The 17933-nt window shown below is 45.0% G+C and carries 17 protein-coding genes; all 17 read left to right on the forward strand.

The window, feature by feature from the left end; genetic code table 11:
• Positions 1 to 5 precede the first annotated feature (5 nt).
• The 17 genes from ACEW8F_RS11240 (at position 6) to pstB (ending at position 17919) form a co-directional block, all read left to right on the forward strand.
• Entirely contained in the window at positions 6 to 524 is a 519-nt protein-coding gene (locus ACEW8F_RS11240; RefSeq protein WP_373483559.1) for an adenine phosphoribosyltransferase, read from the forward strand.
• Between the two features lie 36 nt (positions 525 to 560).
• The gene (locus tag ACEW8F_RS11245; protein ID WP_373483560.1) at positions 561 to 2732 is read left to right on the forward strand and encodes a bifunctional (p)ppGpp synthetase/guanosine-3',5'-bis(diphosphate) 3'-pyrophosphohydrolase; all 2172 of its coding nucleotides are present in this window, start codon (positions 561 to 563) and stop codon (positions 2730 to 2732) included.
• A gap of 9 nt (positions 2733 to 2741) precedes the next feature.
• The gene (gene dtd / locus ACEW8F_RS11250; protein WP_373483561.1) at positions 2742 to 3194 is read left to right on the forward strand and encodes a D-aminoacyl-tRNA deacylase; all 453 of its coding nucleotides are present in this window, start codon (positions 2742 to 2744) and stop codon (positions 3192 to 3194) included.
• A gap of 17 nt (positions 3195 to 3211) precedes the next feature.
• Positions 3212 to 3841 (forward strand): MBL fold metallo-hydrolase, encoded by a 630-nt coding sequence (locus tag ACEW8F_RS11255; RefSeq protein WP_373483562.1) that lies wholly within the window; start codon positions 3212 to 3214, stop codon positions 3839 to 3841.
• 10 nt (positions 3842 to 3851) lie between these two features.
• The gene (gene hemZ / locus ACEW8F_RS11260; protein WP_373483563.1) at positions 3852 to 5309 is read left to right on the forward strand and encodes a coproporphyrinogen dehydrogenase HemZ; all 1458 of its coding nucleotides are present in this window, start codon (positions 3852 to 3854) and stop codon (positions 5307 to 5309) included.
• Positions 5310 to 5641: 332 nt separating this feature from the next.
• On the forward strand, positions 5642 to 7132 hold the full coding sequence (locus ACEW8F_RS11265; protein ID WP_373483564.1) for a DEAD/DEAH box helicase: 1491 nt from the start codon (positions 5642 to 5644) through the stop codon (positions 7130 to 7132).
• A 71-nt stretch (positions 7133 to 7203) separates the two neighbouring features.
• On the forward strand, positions 7204 to 7752 hold the full coding sequence (locus ACEW8F_RS11270) for an NUDIX hydrolase (RefSeq protein ID WP_373483565.1): 549 nt from the start codon (positions 7204 to 7206) through the stop codon (positions 7750 to 7752).
• A 56-nt stretch (positions 7753 to 7808) separates the two neighbouring features.
• Positions 7809 to 8351 carry an HD domain-containing protein gene (locus ACEW8F_RS11275; RefSeq protein WP_373483566.1) on the forward strand — a complete coding sequence of 181 codons (543 nt, stop codon included), beginning with the start codon at positions 7809 to 7811 and terminating at the stop codon, positions 8349 to 8351.
• A gap of 395 nt (positions 8352 to 8746) precedes the next feature.
• Positions 8747 to 10345 (forward strand): ABC transporter substrate-binding protein, encoded by a 1599-nt coding sequence (locus ACEW8F_RS11280; RefSeq protein WP_373483567.1) that lies wholly within the window; start codon positions 8747 to 8749, stop codon positions 10343 to 10345.
• Positions 10346 to 10347: 2 nt separating this feature from the next.
• On the forward strand, positions 10348 to 11334 hold the full coding sequence (locus tag ACEW8F_RS11285; RefSeq protein ID WP_373483568.1) for an ABC transporter permease: 987 nt from the start codon (positions 10348 to 10350) through the stop codon (positions 11332 to 11334).
• On the forward strand, positions 11331 to 12212 hold the full coding sequence (locus ACEW8F_RS11290; RefSeq protein ID WP_373483569.1) for an ABC transporter permease: 882 nt from the start codon (positions 11331 to 11333) through the stop codon (positions 12210 to 12212). The genes ACEW8F_RS11285 and ACEW8F_RS11290 overlap by 4 nt, the downstream gene beginning before the upstream one ends.
• Positions 12213 to 12231: 19 nt before the next feature.
• Entirely contained in the window at positions 12232 to 13230 is a 999-nt protein-coding gene (locus tag ACEW8F_RS11295; RefSeq protein ID WP_373483570.1) for an ABC transporter ATP-binding protein, read from the forward strand.
• Positions 13220 to 13894, forward strand: coding sequence for an ABC transporter ATP-binding protein (locus ACEW8F_RS11300; RefSeq protein ID WP_373483571.1), 675 nt, complete (start codon positions 13220 to 13222; stop codon positions 13892 to 13894). Before ACEW8F_RS11295 ends, ACEW8F_RS11300 begins: the two co-directional genes overlap by 11 nt.
• A gap of 234 nt (positions 13895 to 14128) precedes the next feature.
• Positions 14129 to 14968 carry a phosphate ABC transporter substrate-binding protein gene (locus ACEW8F_RS11305; RefSeq protein ID WP_373483572.1) on the forward strand — a complete coding sequence of 280 codons (840 nt, stop codon included), beginning with the start codon at positions 14129 to 14131 and terminating at the stop codon, positions 14966 to 14968.
• A 96-nt stretch (positions 14969 to 15064) separates the two neighbouring features.
• Positions 15065 to 15946: a phosphate ABC transporter permease subunit PstC gene (gene pstC / locus ACEW8F_RS11310; RefSeq protein ID WP_373483573.1), complete on the forward strand. Its 882-nt coding sequence runs from the start codon at positions 15065 to 15067 to the stop codon at positions 15944 to 15946.
• Positions 15947 to 17152 (forward strand): phosphate ABC transporter permease PstA, encoded by a 1206-nt coding sequence (gene pstA, locus ACEW8F_RS11315; protein WP_373483574.1) that lies wholly within the window; start codon positions 15947 to 15949, stop codon positions 17150 to 17152.
• 8 nt (positions 17153 to 17160) lie between these two features.
• Positions 17161 to 17919: a phosphate ABC transporter ATP-binding protein PstB gene (gene pstB, locus ACEW8F_RS11320; RefSeq protein ID WP_373483575.1), complete on the forward strand. Its 759-nt coding sequence runs from the start codon at positions 17161 to 17163 to the stop codon at positions 17917 to 17919.
• Positions 17920 to 17933 lie beyond the last annotated feature (14 nt).

The raw sequence follows: 17933 nt of genomic DNA on the forward strand, positions 1-17933 counted from the left end.
TTAAAATGGATCTAAAAGAAAATATTGGTATTTACGAAGATTTTCCAAAAGAAGGCATTAGTTTTAAGGATATTAACAGCCTGATTTTAAACCCCAAGGCATTTCAGCATGTCATTGACGAAATGGCGAAGGTTGCAAAAGCACTTGATGCAAATATCATCGTGATTCCGGAAGCCAGGGGTTACATCTTTGGCACACCGTTGGCTTATTTAATTGGAGCAGGTCTGGTGCCGGTCCGAAAGCCAGGCAAATTACCAGGGGAAGTCTCATCACAAGCTTATGATCTCGAATATGGATCAAATACTGTCGAAATTCAAAAAAATGCCATCAAACCGGGAGACCGGGTAATCATAGTGGATGATTTATTGGCTACCGGGGGAACAATGATGGCCGCCACCAAACTGATCGAAAATTTAGGTGGGGAAATATCGGGAATAATCACGCTGATTGAACTCACCGAATTAGGGGGCCGTGATCTGCTGAAGAATTATTTTGTACACTCGATTGTGACCTACCCCTACTAAAACATACAACTCATTAATTAAAAAGGCAGAAACGATATGGATAATGACGCAGTAAGAGGAAAAATTGACAATGTAATAAACCTGGTAAAAGCAAATAACCCAGATGCACAAACGGATATGATCGATAAGGCCTATGACCTGGCAAGGGAAGCCCATAAAGATCAAAAACGGCTGTCTGGAGAGGATTATGTAATTCATCCGGTTTCTGTTGCTTACATTTTGGCTGAAATGCAAATGGATACAGAAACAATTGTTGCTGCCATTTTACATGATGTAATTGAAGATACGATTTATTCCTACGATTATATTAAAGAAGAATTCAATCAGGATATCGCTGATCTGGTGGAAGGCGTCACAAAAATCGGACGGATTGGGTTTCAATCTAAAGAAGAAAGTCAGGCCGAAAACCTTCGCAAAATGATTCTGGCGATGTCCAAAGATATTCGGGTTATCTTAATCAAACTGGTTGACCGGCTGCATAACATGCGGACCCTGGAATACATGCGGGAAGCAAAGCAGATCGAAAAAGCCAAGGAAACGCTCGATATCTATGCACCGCTGGCGAATCGACTGGGGATTTCCACGATCAAATGGGAATTGGAAGATCTGGCCCTGAAATATCTGGATCCAGAGGGATACTATGATTTAGTTCAAAAAATAAAAGTCAAAAAAAGCGCCCGGGAAGCATATATTGCGGATGTGATCGAGGTGTTGTCCAAAGAAATACAAAAAGTCGGTACTCATGCTGAGATATATGGTCGATCAAAACACTTTTATAGTATCTACCGAAAGATGAAAAGTCAGAACCGCAGTTTCGATGAAATCTATGATCTAATCGCAGTTCGGGTTATTGTGGATTCGCTAAAAGATTGTTATGGTGTCCTGGGGGTTGTTCATTCCCAATGGACGCCGATTCCCGGACGATTTAAAGACTATATCGCCATGCCTAAACCCAACCTCTATCAGTCCATTCATACAACGGTTATGGGTCCCAAAGGGGAGCCCTTTGAAATCCAGATTCGCACCAGAGAAATGCATGAAACGGCAGAGTACGGGATTGCAGCCCACTGGAAATATAAAGAAGGCCGAATGGATGCCAAGGACAATAAATATGAGGTTCAAATGTCCTGGTTGCGCCAAATGCTTGAGCTTCAGCGAGACTCGGAGGATGCCGGAGAACTGGTGGAAACCATCAAGGTGGATCTTCTTAACGAAGAGGTCTACGTCTTTTCACCCAAAGGGGCAGTGGTTCCTCTACCAGCCGGATCATGTCCGCTGGATTTTGCTTATCGAATTCATAGTGATATCGGAAACAGTTGCGTCGGGGCACGGGTAAACAATAAAATTGTTCCGCTGAATAGCCCCTTAAAAAGCGGCGACATTGTCGAAGTCATGACTTCCAAGAATTCCAATGGTCCCAGCCGTGACTGGCTGACCTTTGTTAAAAGCGCCCATGCCCGGAACAAGATCAAGCAGTACTTTAAAAAAGAAGAAAAAGACGAGAATGTCCAAAAAGGGCGAAGTATTCTGGAACGTGAAATCAAACGCGAGGGTTTGCAGCACTCAAACTTATTAAATTTGAATAATCTGGAGCTCTTAGCTGAAAAGTGCAGTTATAAAAACCTCAACGATTTTTATGCTGCCATAGGCTATAATGGGATAAAAATTGGCACTGTTTTTCAGAAAATGAAACTGTTATTTCCTAAGGAATTTCCTGAAGAAGTTGAAGAAATTGTTCTCAAGAAACCAATCAAGGACTCCAAAAAAACCAGCAGCACCGTGATCGTTGCCGGACATAACGAAATTGATGTTCATTTTGCCAAATGCTGTAACCCGGTACCCGGGGATAAAATCGTCGGCTACATTACCAAAGGTCGGGGGATATCTGTCCATCGGGCGGATTGCTCCAATGTGTTAAATCTCTCGGATCCCAATCGGATTGTGGAAGTGGAATGGAATAAATATAGTACCGGTTCGTTTACAGCTGAAATACACATTAAGGCCAGGGAATCCCCTGGAACGATTATTCAGATTTCTAAGACCTTTCTGGATATGGGCATCCCGGTGACAGCCCTGAATGCGAAAAATGAGCGAAACGAATATGATTTCTTTTCGGCTACCCTCGAGGTTAAAAGCCGTCGGGAACTGAATTTATTGATAAAGAATTTGAATAAAATAAAAGAAATTACCCAGATTTACCGAGTATAAGGAGTAGTTATGCGGGCAGTGATACAGCGAGTGTCGTCTTCGGAAGTGCGGATCAATAACGAGTCAGTGGGGAAAATTGGTCATGGACTCAATGTCCTGCTGGGGATTAAGGACGATGATACTGAAGCTGACATGGATTATATTATAAATAAACTGGTTAACTTGAGAATATTTGAAGATGCTGATGGCAAAATGAACCGATCCATTCTAGATGTGGACGGGGAATTGCTGCTGATTTCTCAATTCACGCTTTATGGTGATTGCCGAAAAGGGCGACGACCCGGCTTTACACGCAGTGGGCCGATTGATCAGGCAGAAAAGAAGTACGCTATTTTTGTAGATAAACTAAAAAGCCAGCCGCTAAAAAAAATAAAGACCGGTGTTTTTCAGGCTGAAATGGAAGTATTAATCGTCAATGATGGCCCGGTAACTCTGTTGCTGGACAGTGAAAAGAATTTTTAGATAGATAAGGAAAGACTATGGAAGTAATAAAAAAAGCTCTTGGACAGATGGGCACAAACTGTTATGTGGTTTGGGATGAAAAAACGCTGGAAGCGGCTGTCATCGATCCCGGGTTTGAAGACCAGCGGATTAATGATATCATTTATGAAAATAGACTACAGGTTAAATATATCTTGTTGACTCATGGCCATTTTGACCATCTTGGTGGTGTCAATCAGATCAAACAATTAACCGGAGCGAAGGTTCTCATTCATGAGAATGATGCCGATTGCCTTCTTGATCCGAGACGTAACCTTTCGGTTCTGGCAGGACTATCGATGGTATTGGAACCGGCCGATGGTCTTCTAAGTGAAAATGAGACCATTACCTTAGGTGATATTGTTTTTCGGGTGATACATACCCCAGGACACTCAAAGGGCGGTATCTGTCTTTTGGCTGAGGATCAGCTGTTTGTCGGAGATACCCTTTTTAATACCTCCATCGGTCGGACTGACTTTGCTGATGGCGACTTGAACGAATTGCTAAATGGGATTGAATCGAAATTGTTTATCCTGGATGATGCAACCATTGTATTGCCTGGACATGGAGAGAATACTACCATTGGGTACGAAAAAACGAACAATCCTTTTTTAAAGGGGCGTTTCTAGGAGAGAGCCAATGAGAGTACTGCGTTTTGATTTAGAACGACCGGAGTTGGAGTATTATTTTCACGAATTATATCAGGCCTTCGATCCGGGTGTGAAAAATATCTTGTTGGGAGAAGCAGATGGTGTATTATCTCAGAGGAATGTAAAAGATCAAGTCATTCTCACACTGGCATGGGAAGATGGAAAAGTATTAACCCGGGCCTATCAATTCAATAACAGTGATGAACCCTTTGAAAATAGTATTTACAAGGGGTTTCTTTATGATTTTTTGTGTGAATATTTTGATAAACCGTTGAAATGGGGAACACTAACAGGAATCAAACCGGTAAAAATGGTGCAAAAATATTTTAAGCAGGGCTGGAGTCCCGAGAGAATCAGAAATAGATTTGGAAAATACTATCGGGTCAGCAGCGACCGGACAGATTTATTGATGCAGATTGCGAAAAAACAGGCTGATTTTATCCCCGGCGAACTGGGTCGTGGGGGCAGTCGCCTGATCAGCCTATATGTGGGGATTCCCCTCTGTCCGTCCAAATGTGACTATTGCTCCTTTGTATCCACTATTGTGGATAAGAAGGGTGAGAATTTACAGCGGTACTTTGACCATCTACTGGTTGAAACCCGAAAAACTGGAGAAATACTAAAATCTTGTGATTTGCAAATTGATACCTTATATATTGGCGGTGGAACCCCGACCGTGTTAAGTGCCAGTCAGTTGGATACCCTGATGTCTGCATTGGAAGAATGTTTTGATTTATCCCATCTTAGGGAATATACCCTGGAAGCGGGCCGACCGGAAACAATTAATCAGGAAAAACTGGAAGTTGCAAAAGCGCACAGGGTCGAGCGGATTTGCCTGAATCCCCAATCGATGAACCCGCAAACGCTATTGAGCGTCAGCAGACCCTGGGAAGAAGGGTTGATCGAAAAGCAGGTGGCACGCATTAAATCCCTGGGGTTTAAAACCTTAAATATGGATCTGATTGTGGGATTGGGGAATGAAACCCCAGATGATTTTTTAAGATCTCTTGAAGCAGTGATTGCGTTGGAACCCGAAAATATCACCATCCATAATTTATCCATTAAAAAGGGTTCCAGAATCAAAGATCAAAACGGGATTGTCGTTAAAGTGGGGTATGGTGAAGACTTTTATCAGGCAGTGAAAAGCCGACTAAACAGTGAAGGGTTTGAACCCTACTACCTCTATCGCTTGAAATATACCAGAGATAACAGTGAGAACATTGGGTATGCCAAGCCGGGACATGAAGGGGTTTACAATATTCTGATGATGGCTGAATGCCAGTCCACCATCGGCATCGGGGCCGGGGCGACCGGTAACCTCTATGATCCGGTTACGGATAATATTTTAAAGGTATTTACGGTTAAAGATGTAAAAACTTATAATGGGCGGTTTGAGGAGATTGTGGAGAAGAAGTGTTGCGCTTATGGTTTTTTACGGCGAATATAGAAACGGATACGATTGTTTTATCGGAAGAGAGATATTCCGATAAAAATATTAACAAGGTGAAGTCTAACCATAAGACGCCGATATAGATAATTTTCTGGAAGATAGATGCCATGTTCAAATGTTAGCCTTAAGAGAGTGTTTTTGTCAATAACGGGCTATCAAAAATATTACCTTTCATCGTCGAGGAATAATAATAACCCTTGCGCATTATCTGAATTTAGCTTATAATTAAATGTCAAGTGATAAACTGGCTGTATCTCCTCTTTTGTGGATACAGCTTTTTAATTAGAGAAATAAAAATAGAAATAAAAATAGAAAGCAGAAAACGAAACGTGATAAATAAAAAGTTCAATCAGTACCAACTCAGCGATGAGCTGCTAAAAGCCATCGAAAAACTAAATTTTGAAAACCCTACCAAGGTTCAGGAAGCCGTGATTCCCATTGCTTTGGAGAAAAAAGATATTCTCTGCAAAGCCCAAACCGGTAGCGGCAAAACAGCCGCCTTCGGCATTCCGATTTGCGAGCTGCTGGACTGGGAGGAGAACAAACCCCAGGCCCTGGTGCTGACTCCCACCCGGGAACTGGCGCTGCAAGTTCATGAAGATATTTTTAACATCGGCCGTTTCAAGCGGGTCAAGGTATCAGCCCTTTATGGAAAATCACCGATTCGTCGGCAGGAAAAAGAGCTGAAACAGAAAACCCATGTGGTGGTGGGAACCCCAGGTCGGGTCATGGATCATATTGAGCGGGGAACCTTTATCACCGATGAGATCCGTTATCTGGTCATCGACGAAGCTGATGAGATGTTGAATATGGGTTTTATTGATCAGGTTGAGGAAATCATCAATGAGATGCCCAAAAATCGGGTGACGATGTTGTTTTCGGCGACTCTGGAAAACGAGATTCAGCGACTGTCAAAAAAATATATGAATGATCCCCAGATCATTGAAATTGAGGCCGAAGCCAAACGAACCGATGCTATTGAACAGTTTGTTTATAAAACCGGTAATGAAGATAAACTGGATGTGCTAAAGGATGTGCTGGTGGTGGAAAACCCCGACAGCTGTATTATTTTTTGCAATACCCAAGAAATGGTCAATGCCATCTATAATCTGCTCGGAAAAAACAATAAGGCCTGTGAAAAGATTCACGGTGGCATGGAACAGGATGACCGCACCCTGGTCATGCAGCGTTTTAAAAAGGGTGCCTTTCGCTATCTCATCGCTACCGATGTGGCCGCCCGGGGGATTGACGTCCACGAAATTTCGCTGGTCATTAATTTTGATGTCCCCTGGGAAAAGGAAACCTATGTCCATCGTATCGGACGAACTGGTCGTCGGGGTACCAGTGGTAAAGCGATTACCTTGGTTTCGGCAAAAGAAGGCCGCTTATTCCGGGATATTGAGAATTATACCGACAAAGAAATTATTGAAAAAGAATGTCCTACTCTGTCCACGGTTCATTCACTAAAATCGGCCTTTATCGAAAAGATGCAGGAGAAACCGGAGGAAAAGCTGGACAAAGCCCATGATCTGACCCGGGAAATCACCAAGATCCATATCAATGCCGGCAAAAAGACCAAAATGCGGCCGGTAGATATTGTTGGTACCCTGTGTAACCTGGAGGGCATGACCGCCGCGGATATCGGTGTGATCACCATTCTGGATGTATCCACCTTTGTGGAAATCCTGAATAACAAAGGCCCCCAGGTGTTAAAAGAGCTGCAAACCCGGAACATTAAGGGGCGGCCCAGAAAGGTAACCCTGGCTGAAGATAAGCCGGTTACCGTTGCCCGGAAAAAGCCGATTCGTCGATTCTATTGATTTATATTTAGTGATTAAGGTAAAATACGTTAAGCTAAGTGGTTTACGTAAGATAATTTAGTGAGGTGTCCATGGACTATTTAACCGCCATCACCGAGTTTAAGCCCGGATCAGCCCAGGAACAGGCCGATCAGCAAACCTTTTTATGGTTCATCAAGAATAATCCCGATGTCTTGCTCCGGGGAAATAAAATTGCCCATCTGACCAGCTCAGCCTTGATTTTTAATCCCGAACGGGATAAACTGTTAATGATTTACCATAATATTTATCAATCATGGTCATGGACCGGGGGGCATGCTGACGGTGAAGCGGATCTGCTACAGGTAGCGATCAGGGAAGCCAAAGAAGAAACCGGATTAACAGAAGTAACAGCGATAACGAACAAAATTATTTCATTAGATATTTTACCGGTTTTGGGTCATGTTAAAAACAATCTGCCGGTTTCGGCGCATTTGCATTTATCAGTGGCCTATTTACTTTCGGCTTCTGAAGACGAATCACTGACGATTAAGTCGGATGAAAACAGTGGCGTTAAATGGATCGCTATCAATGAACTGGCAAACTATGTCAGTGAACCCCATATGCAGGTGGTTTATGATAAAATATTAAGCAAGTGTTGATCATTACTTTCTATTTTGGAATTATTTAGTTGAGATTTAAAAATCAAGGAGGGTCTATGTCAATTTCTAAAGCCGTTGAATTTTCTGCCAAAGCCCATGAAGGCCATTTCCGGAAGGGATCTCAGATTCCCTATATTACCCATCCCTTTGAGGTCGCCAAAATTCTGGGTGAGACGGTAGATCCGGACAAAAACGAAGCTCTGATCTGTGCCGGCTTGCTCCATGATACGGTCGAAGATACGGATACCAGCCTGGAAACCATTCGCCGGGAATTTGGCGAAGCGGTGGCCGATCTGGTCGCCTCCGACTCTGAAAATAAACTGTTACCCTGGGAAAAGCGCAAGCAGCATACCATCGATTTTCTCAAAAATGAAGCAACCCGGGACATGCAGATGCTGGCCTGTGCCGATAAACTGGCCAACTTGAGAAGTGTCAAAGCAGATTATGCCAGAATCGGTGAGGATGTCTGGGATATTTTTGTCAGAGGTAAGGAAAAACAAGCCTGGTATTACCAGGGCGTTCGCGATGCATTGGCACCCCTGGAGGGTTTAGCGATGTATACTGAATTAAAAGAATTGATTCAGGAGATCTTTGACTAGCGGAAGAATAGTGGGTTGTTAATTAAGAACTTGAAAAAGCCGAAGTGTTTAACGATAATTCCTTGTATTGTGTAAGGAATTATCTGGCTTGACAAAACCGCTATATACAAGTATAATTCATAACAGTTCATTAATATGAATAAGGTTACCCAATTAAACAATTAAAAACTAAAAAAAACTGTGATATGAAATCACTGGAAGCCATGAATGTTGTGCAAGCACATTCATGGCTTTTTTTGCGAATAAAACCGGTCAAAAATAATTAAAAACATGAGAATAGTCTTAACAATGCAACCATGAAGGTTTCTATTCCCCTTAGGGATTAACTTTTCATGGTTTTTTTTATATATAAATCAGTGATGGTAAGAAATAATTGAAAGAAAACAGGAGAAGAGATGAAGAAAAAATTATTATGTTTAGGATTGGTCGGTCTGATGTTGACATCAGTGCTGGCAGGTTGTTCCGTTAACGGTGCATCCCAGGTTAAAACTGAACGCGCCAAGGATGAACTGGTATTAGCTATTGGCGGGGAACCGGATGATGGCTTTGATCCGACAACGGGTTGGGGCCGCTATGGCTCGCCGCTGTTTCAGAGTACCTTGCTGACCCGGGACAATGATCTCCAGATCATTAAAGATCTGGCCACCGACTATACGATCAGCGCAGATGGTTTAACATGGACCTATCAAATTCGTCAGGATGTGAAGTTCTCAGATGGCGCGCCGTTAACTGCGGCCGATGTAGTTTTCACCTATGAGACTGCCGCTAAAAGTGGGTCGGTTGTTGATCTGGCGGTAATGGCCGGTGCGAAAGCGATTGATGATTTTACCGTGGAATTCAAGCTGAATAAACCTCAGTCGACCTTCCTCTATACAACCGCGGCGCTGGGAATTGTCCCGAAGGCCAGCTACAGCAGTGATTATGCTCAAAATCCGGTCGGTTCTGGTCCCTTTAAATTTGTTCAATGGGACAAGGGACAACAGCTGATTGTGGAAGCCAATTCCTATTATTACGGAACTAAACCTGAATTCAATAAGGTGACATTTTTGTATCTTAGTGAAGAAGCCACCTTTGCAGCCGCCAAGGCTGGAGAAGTCGATATTGCATCGATTGTGCCATCGTTGACCAGTCAGGAAGTGACCGGCATGACCATCAAATCTGTCGATAGCGTCGACAACCGGGGGATCTCGTTACCATATTTAAAATCTGGTACTACCACGGCCGAAGGCTACCCGATTGGAAACGATGTAACATCAGATCTGGCGATCCGAAAAGCGATCAACTATGCCATTGACCGACAAAAGCTGGTCGACGGCGTGCTGCTTGGCTATGGCTCGGAAGCGTATTCAGTCAGTGATGGACTGCCCTGGGGGAATGCGGCGACAGCGATTACCGATGGCGATGTTGAAGGTGCCAAAAAGATGCTGGCCGATGGTGGCTGGGTTGACAGTGATGGGGATGGCATTGTTGAAAAAAATGGTGTCAAAGCGGAGTTTACCCTGAACTACCCATCGTCTGATAAGGTCAGACAATCGCTGGCGATTTCGGTGGTGGATATGATTTCACCAATTGGGATTAAAGTAAATGTGGAAGGAAAAAGCTGGGACGAAATTTATAAACTGATGTTTTCAAATGCGGTTTTATTTGGTTGGGGAAGCCACGATCCGATCGAAATGTACAATATCTACTATAGCGGCAACGCCGGCGTTGAGACCAATGATCCGACCTTTTATAAAAATGACAAGGTCGATGCCTACATGAATCAGGCCCTGGCAACGACCGATGAGGCCGCCGCCAATGGACTGTGGCAGAAAGCGCAATGGGATGGACAAACCGGATTCAGCACGCTTGGCGATGCGCCCTGGACATGGCTGGTTAACATTGATCATATCTATCTGATCAGCGATCAGTTGGAAATAGGCCAGAGCCGTACCGAACCCCACGGCCATGGCTGGCCGATTACCGCGAACATCACCGAATGGCACCGGAAATAACCATGAACTCTGCAAAATATGTTTTAGGCAAAGCACTGCGCATGGTTTCTTTGCTGATTGCATTATGCCTGGTTTCGTTCATCCTGGTAAAAAACTCGCCGATTGATCCGGTTCAGGCCTATATTGGCGCCGATATGATGCGGGTTTCTGAGGAACAAAGGGAATTGATTGCCGAAAACTGGGGGCTTGATAAGCCTCCGGTTGAGCAATTTGCAAGCTGGGCCGGTGCTATCGTACAGGGTGATTTTGGCACCTCGATGATTTACCGGGAGCCGGTAATCGAAGTGATCGGGCAGCGGTTTGCCGCCTCCCTGGCGCTGATGGGCGTCGCCTGGGTTTTGTCCGGGATATTTGGTTTTCTGATGGGCATCATTGCCGGGATGAACCGCGGGAAACTGATTGATCGGGCGATCAAGTGGTATTGTCTGACTTTGGCAGCGACGCCGACCTTCTGGCTGGGCTTGATTCTGCTGATGATTTTCGCCGTCTGGCTGGGCTGGTTTCCGATTGGACTGGGCGTGCCAGTGGGGGTATTGTCAGAAAATGTCACCCTCTCCGAAAAAATCTATCATCTGATCTTGCCGGCGCTGACCCTCAGCATTGTCGGGGTTGCCAATATTGCGTTGCATACCCGGCAAAAACTGTTGGATGTCCTGGAAAGTGATTATGTCCTGTTCGCCAGAGCCAATGGGGAATCTGGTGTGGGACTGGTGTGGAAGCATGGCTTAAGAAATATTGCCTTGCCGGCAGTAACCCTGCAGTTTGCATCGTTTAGTGAATTGTTTGGCGGATCGGTGCTGGCCGAACAGGTTTTTTCCTACCCGGGCTTGGGTCAGGCGACCGTTTCAGCCGGCTTGCGAGGCGATGTGCCATTGTTGCTGGGAATTGTCTTAATTAGTGCTATTTTTGTGTTCAGCGGGAATCTGATTGGGGATATTATCTGTAGTGTGGTCGATCCCCGCATTAAGGAAGGCAGGTCGTCAGTATGAATGTGTTAACCGATGCAGAAAGCACCGTACTCGAAAACGCCAGCGGCAGCCTTAACTTTTCCTTGAATCGTCGACAAAAAACTCTGATCATCACGGGCATTTGTTCGGCCTTGCTGATTGGGATAATAATAGCGGCTCAGTTAATGAGCAACGCAGGAATTGCCACCAATTTTAGCCAGCAAAATCTGGCGCCATCCTGGGCGCATCCTTTTGGAACCGATTGGTTGGGTCGCGATATGTTTACCCGAACCATCAAGGGTCTGGCCATCAGTATCCAAATTGGGCTGCTGGCATCCAGCGTCAGCGTCGTGATTGCCCTGGTGTTAGGAATGTGCGCCGCCACGATGGGTGAAAAAGTCGATGCCGCCATTTCCTGGCTGGTGGATTTATTTATGGGGGTTCCCCATCTGGTGGCGCTAATTTTGATTGCGGTAGTGCTCGGAGGTGGTGCCAAAGGCGTTATCATCGGGGTCGCATTAACCCATTGGCCCAGCCTTACCCGGGTGATCCGGGCTGAGGTGATGCAGGTGCGAAGCTCACAGTATGTGCTGGTTTCACGGCACCTGGGTAGAAGTCGCCGGTGGATTGCCACCAAACATATTTTGCCCCATCTGCTGCCACAGTTTTTTGTGGGTCTGATTCTGATTTTCCCCCATGCCATTTTGCATGAGGCATCGATTACCTTTTTAGGTTTTGGATTATCGCCACATCTGCCGGCGATCGGCGTGATTTTGTCCGAGTCGATGGGATATCTGGCGGCGGGGATGTGGTGGCTGGCGTTTTTCCCGGGGTTATCGCTGTTAATTATTGTCAGAGCCTTTGACGTGATCGGCGACAATTTACGAATGTTGCTTGATCCGCATCGTGCTCATGAGTAAGGATAGGAGAAAAATGAACATGGAAAATAATACCACAAATCAGCAGCTCAGCAATTTGAGCGAGCGATCACGTCATCGATCCAGTGCCAGCAAGGATGACCTGTTGGTGGTAGAAGATCTTTCAGTTTCGTTTGTTCAATACGAGAGTGGCTTGAAACAACGGAATCTGGAAGTCATCTGCGATTTAAATGTCAGTGTTAAGAGCGGTGAAATTGTGGCCATTGTCGGTTCCAGTGGATCGGGAAAAAGCTTGCTGGCTCATGCCATTCTGGGCATCTTGCCATCTAATGCCAAGGTTTCCGGGACGATGATGTATCAAGGAAAAGTCCTGACCAGTGAACGTCAAAAAGCGATCCGCGGCAGTGAAATCAGTCTGATTCCGCAATCGGTCAATTATCTGGATCCGCTAATGAAGGTTGGTGAACAGGTGCAAAACACCATCAAAACAAAAGATGCCAAAGACTTGCAACAGAAAATATTCACGCGTTATCAGCTGTCAACAGAGGCGGGGGGATTATATCCCTTCCAGCTATCCGGCGGCATGGCCCGGCGGGTTTTGGTGGCAACGGCTGTTAGTGGCGGTGCCAGACTGATCATTGCCGATGAACCGACGCCGGGACTGCACCCGGAAGTGGTGGCAGAAACACTATCCCATCTCAAAGAACTGGCCAATCAGGGCTGTGGGGTGCTGATGATTACCCATGACATTGAGGCCGCCATGAAAATTGCCGACCGGATTGCCGTGTTTTATGCCGGCACAACCGTTGAGGTAGCGCCGATTGAAAATTTTAAAAACAACGGTGAAGCGCTGCGACACCCCTATACGAAGGCCCTGTGGATGGCTTTGCCGGAGAATGATTTTAAACCGATTCCGGGATTTCAACCGACCCCGGCGGATCTGCCCAGCGGTTGCTTATTTGAGCCCCGCTGTCAATTGAGAACCGCCGAATGTCGAGCAGGTAAACCGAAGATGGCAGATCTCAGAGGTGGACAAGTGAGGTGTATCCATGCAACTTGAAGCAAAAAACCTGGGTTTTGGATATCACAAAAACAACTGGATTTTCAAGCATCTCAGTTTGGCCATTGAATCTGGTGAAATAGTCGGTTTAACTGGCAACAGCGGCTGCGGTAAAACAACCCTTGCCAAGGTTCTGGCCGGGTATGAAGTGCCGTGGGAAGGACGGGTCAAGCTAAATGGAAAAGCGGGATCAGTCGCCGGTTATAATCCGGTACAGCTGATTTTTCAACATCCCGAAAAGTCGGTTAATCCGCGCTGGCGAATTAGGGATTCCGTGAATGAAGGCTGGCATGTCGATCAAGATTTACTTAAACGGCTGGGGATCGAAACAAGCTGGATGGATCGGTGGCCCAATGAATTATCCGGTGGCGAGCTGCAACGGTTTTGTGTCGCCCGTGCCCTGTCTCCAGATACCCGGTTTATCATTGCCGATGAAATGACAACGATGCTGGATGCCATCACCCAGGCTCAAATTTGGGCGGTGGTTCTGGAACTGGCAAAGGAACGGAACATGGGGATCCTGATTGTGAGTCATGAAAAAAAGCTGATTAATCGTATTTGTGAGCGGGTGATTGATCTGGAAGCAGTACAAAAAAACTGTAAAAGTGAGATCCCGGATTTTAACGCTAATCAAGGTGGCGTATTTGTCACCCAGCTGGAATAATCTCATAAAGAGCGAAAAGAAAAACTATAAAAAAGACAAAAGCAGGCGGAAAACTCAGAATGCTTTTGTCTTTTTTTTGCTTTAAAAGCCTGTAATCGACAACAGGAATTTAAACATGATCTATTTAACAGAGTGTTAACAATCTCTTTACCTCCTCAAAACCTTTTATGGTTTTTTATTTGATAAGATAGCCATGCAAACAACGAAAATAAAGGAAATTTAAAGGAGAAAAAAATGTCAAAAAGTTTAAAAAAAGTTTTAGTGTCACTGTTAGTCGGTGCAACAGTGCTGACTCTGGCAGGATGCGGTTCGACGGGATCAACAACTTCAACAACTAAAGAAGCGATTTCTGGAGAAATCAACGGCGGTGGTTCGACATCAGTACAGAAAGTTATCGATGCAGCTGGCGCAGAATTCACGGCATTAAACCCGGATGCCAAGTTCACCTACAGTGGAACTGGTTCATCTGATGGGATTAAAGGAGCGACAGCCGGTACCTATTCTTTTGGTTGTGCATCTCGAGAACTGAAAACAGAAGAAAAAGGCAGCTTAACTGAATTGGTTTTTGCTTATGATGGTATTGCTGTTGTTGTCAACCCAGCTAACACAGCAACAAACCTGACCAAAGATCAAATTGGCAAAATCTACATGGGCGAAATCACTAACTGGAGCGAAGTTGGCGGAGCAGATGCACCCATCGTTGTTGTATCTCGGGAAGATGGATCAGGAACCCGAAGTGCATTTGAAGAACTCGTTAAATTTGAAGAAAAACTGAAGCCTGATGCCACTATTAAAGAAGGTAATGGTAATGTTCAGACCACTGTAGCCGGAAATACCAATGCGATTGGTTATGTTTCTTTAACCTTTGTTGACAAAACCGTTAAAGCAGTCGATGTTGATGGTGTAAAAGCGACAGTTGACAATGTTAAGAATAAAAGCTACGTAATCTCAAGACCTTTCCTGGCAATGTATGATAAATCTAAGGTTGATGATGCAACCCTGGCATTCCTTGACTTCCTGATGAGTACCGAAGGACAGGCCATTGTTGAAGAACACGGCGGTATCGCAGTTTAATACCAAAAAACTGAGACTCCTGAAAAGGAGTCTCTCTTCATTAAAATAATCCCATGACAGATGCGACCAGCATGGGTATGAAAAGGAGCGTTTATTTTGCAGGCAATTAAACGTAAGAAACAAAAAGAAACAATAATCGAGAGCTTTTTTCTGATCTGTGCTTTCGTAGCTGTAATCAGCGTTCTGGCGATTACAGTTTTCGTTTTTTACAATGGACTGAAACCATTTATTTCCAATAGTTATCCGCTTTGGGATTTTTTAACCGGCGTTGAATGGCGACCGGGTTCAAATATGTATGGGATCTTTTACATGATTGTAGGATCTATTTTTGCAACATTTGGTGCTATTCTGATCGGTGTTCCGGTAGCCATTCTGACCGCCGTCTACATTTCAGAACTGGCCGGATCCCGGATCGGCAAGATAATCCGTTTTGCGGTGGAATTATTGGCGGGGATCCCATCGGTACTGTATGGGGTTTTTGGTTTGGGAATCATCGTTCCCTATGTGCTCAAAATTTCACCCATGGCTCAGGGGGAATCCCTACTGGCAACCATTATGGTGCTGGCGATTATGATTTTACCTACGGTAGTCAGCATTTCTGAAACATCCATCAGCGCCGTGCCACAAGAATATCGGGAGGGCTCCTATGCCCTGGGCGCTTCAAAAATACAGACCATCTTTAAGGTGGTGCTACCGGCTGCACGATCAGGTATTATGACCGGTGTCATCCTGGGGATAGGCCGAGCCATCGGCGAAACCATGGCCGTTATGCTGGTTTGTGGTAATCCCATCGCCGGTATTCCCACCAGTCTGTTTGATCAGATCCGGCCCCTGACCACCAACATTGCCCTGGAAATGGGCTATGCATCTGGTGTGCATCAGGAACTCTTATATTCAACCGGGGTGGTATTATTTATCTTCATTATGATTATTAATCTGGCAGTGAATAAACTGGTTAAGGCAAAGGTAGGCAGTTAGATGGGTAGAAAAGCAAAAGATATATTAGTCAAAGGTGTTATTTATCTGGCCACCGGCATCACCTTAAGTGTATTGCTCTTTATTGTCGGGTTCATCTTTGTAAAAGGAATTGGGCTGGTTAACTGGGATTTTCTGACCCGGGATTTTAACGAAAAGGTAGTCTATGCCTTTATGGAGTCCAACGATGTGCCTTTAAGCATTGACGAAGAAAGCCTGGTTGGAAAAACTCCCTATGATAAACGTTACGAGACACACTTGGAAGGACCCGTTTATATCGAAAATATTGGTGCTGCCATTGCTAAGGTTGCCTATAAAAATCACAGCACCGAGCGGGAGCAGTTCGTCATCACCTACATTGAAAAAGATTCACCGCTGCACAGCGCTATCGATTCAACCGGCAAAAATATTACGATCAGCACCGACTATATTTTGCAAAGTATCAATGGCAATGATTTTGCCGGATTGACCCTGGAAGAAGTGGCCGCAGCGATTGCAGATGAATCCGGGGAATTGAAAATAAAAATTGTTCAGCCTGGTGGCGGGATTAAATCCAATATTATCACCACCTTGTATATGGTCATGCTCTCCCTGGTGGTAGCTCTGCCACTGGGGATTTTCGGAGCAATTTACCTCACCGAATATGCCAAACCCGGGCGACTGGTAAATATAATCCGATTTGCCGCCGAGTGTCTGGCGGGTATTCCGTCCATTATATTTGGTCTGTTCGGGATGGCGTTCTTTGTGGTCGCGCTGAAGTTTCAGATCTCGCTGATCTCCGGTAGTCTGACCGTGGCAATCATTCTGTTGCCGGTCATCATCAGAAGTACCGAAGAAGCATTAAAAACTGTGCCGATGGCATTTAGAGAAGGGTCCCTGGCCCTTGGGGCCACCAAACTGCAGACTATTTTCAAAGTTGTGTTACCCTGTGCGGTACCAGGTATTGCCACGGCAGTGCTGCTCAGTATCGGTCGGGTAGTCGGGGAGTCAGCGGCCTTGTTATTAACCGCCGGGACGGTAGCGCAAATTCCCGGTACCCTCTTTTCGCCTGGCAGTACCCTGACGGTGCAAGCCTATTATGTGGCGAAAGAAGAAGGTAACATCGAACTGGCCTGTGCCATTGGTATTGTCATAATTGTAATTGTTATTGTACTGAACATCTTGTCACGTCTCACTTCAGACAAGTTGGATGTCTTTAATAAAAAATGAGGAGTAATATGGACACAAATATAAAGTTTAACACCAAAAATCTGGATTTGTTTTATGGGGATTTTCAAGCCCTTAAGTCAATCAATATGGAAATTCGTGAGAAGGAAGTGACCGCTTTTATTGGCCCATCCGGTTGTGGCAAATCAACATTCTTACGCTGTCTCAATCGCATGAACGATCTCATCGATTCGGTCAAAATTAACGGTGAAATCATTTTTGACGGACAAGACATCAATGGTACGATTGATGTAATTAATCTGCGAACTCGAGTCGGGATGGTTTTTCAGAAACCCAATCCCTTTCCGATGAGCATTTATGAAAATATTGCCTATGGACCGAAATGTCAGGGAATGAAGGATAAAAACCAGTTGGATAGCCTGGTTAAAGAAAGCCTGATGAAGGCGGCGCTCTGGGATGAAGTTAAGGATCGCTTAAATAAATCAGCTCTGGGGTTATCCGGCGGCCAGCAGCAGCGGCTTTGTATTGCCCGGACCATCGCCATGAATCCGGAAGTGATTTTAATGGATGAGCCAACCTCAGCCTTGGACCCGATTGCGACTGCCAAGATTGAGGATCTGATGTCCAGTTTGAAAAAAGACTATACCATTATTATTGTCACCCATTCGATGCAGCAGGCTGGGCGAATCTCAGATAAAACAGCTTTCTTTCTGATGGGAGAGGTAGTCGAGTTCAATGAAACACCCATTATATTCACAAACCCCCATGACAAACGGACAGAGGATTACATTACCGGACGTTTTGGTTGATAAGGAGAATAAAT

The sequence above is a fragment of the Acetobacterium sp. genome, from assembly GCF_041752335.1.
Classification (GTDB): domain Bacteria; phylum Bacillota; class Clostridia; order Eubacteriales; family Eubacteriaceae; genus Acetobacterium.

Bases quoted from the DNA above. Each gene is read 5' to 3' on its own strand.
- ACEW8F_RS11280 (WP_373483567.1), top strand. From the start codon at position 8,747: ATGAAGAAAAAATTATTATGTTTAGGATTGGTCGGTCTGATGTTGACA.
- ACEW8F_RS11270 (WP_373483565.1), top strand. From the start codon at position 7,204: ATGGACTATTTAACCGCCATCACCGAGTTTAAGCCCGGATCAGCCCAG.
- ACEW8F_RS11275 (WP_373483566.1), top strand. From the start codon at position 7,809: ATGTCAATTTCTAAAGCCGTTGAATTTTCTGCCAAAGCCCATGAAGGC.
- pstB (WP_373483575.1), top strand. From the start codon at position 17,161: ATGGACACAAATATAAAGTTTAACACCAAAAATCTGGATTTGTTTTAT.
- ACEW8F_RS11295 (WP_373483570.1), top strand. From the start codon at position 12,232: ATGGAAAATAATACCACAAATCAGCAGCTCAGCAATTTGAGCGAGCGA.
- ACEW8F_RS11285 (WP_373483568.1), top strand. From the start codon at position 10,348: ATGAACTCTGCAAAATATGTTTTAGGCAAAGCACTGCGCATGGTTTCT.
- hemZ (WP_373483563.1), top strand. From the start codon at position 3,852: ATGAGAGTACTGCGTTTTGATTTAGAACGACCGGAGTTGGAGTATTAT.
- ACEW8F_RS11300 (WP_373483571.1), top strand. From the start codon at position 13,220: ATGCAACTTGAAGCAAAAAACCTGGGTTTTGGATATCACAAAAACAAC.
- ACEW8F_RS11305 (WP_373483572.1), top strand. From the start codon at position 14,129: ATGTCAAAAAGTTTAAAAAAAGTTTTAGTGTCACTGTTAGTCGGTGCA.
- ACEW8F_RS11245 (WP_373483560.1), top strand. From the start codon at position 561: ATGGATAATGACGCAGTAAGAGGAAAAATTGACAATGTAATAAACCTG.
- dtd (WP_373483561.1), top strand. From the start codon at position 2,742: ATGCGGGCAGTGATACAGCGAGTGTCGTCTTCGGAAGTGCGGATCAAT.
- ACEW8F_RS11290 (WP_373483569.1), top strand. From the start codon at position 11,331: ATGAATGTGTTAACCGATGCAGAAAGCACCGTACTCGAAAACGCCAGC.
- ACEW8F_RS11240 (WP_373483559.1), top strand. From the start codon at position 6: ATGGATCTAAAAGAAAATATTGGTATTTACGAAGATTTTCCAAAAGAA.
- ACEW8F_RS11255 (WP_373483562.1), top strand. From the start codon at position 3,212: ATGGAAGTAATAAAAAAAGCTCTTGGACAGATGGGCACAAACTGTTAT.
- pstA (WP_373483574.1), top strand. From the start codon at position 15,947: ATGGGTAGAAAAGCAAAAGATATATTAGTCAAAGGTGTTATTTATCTG.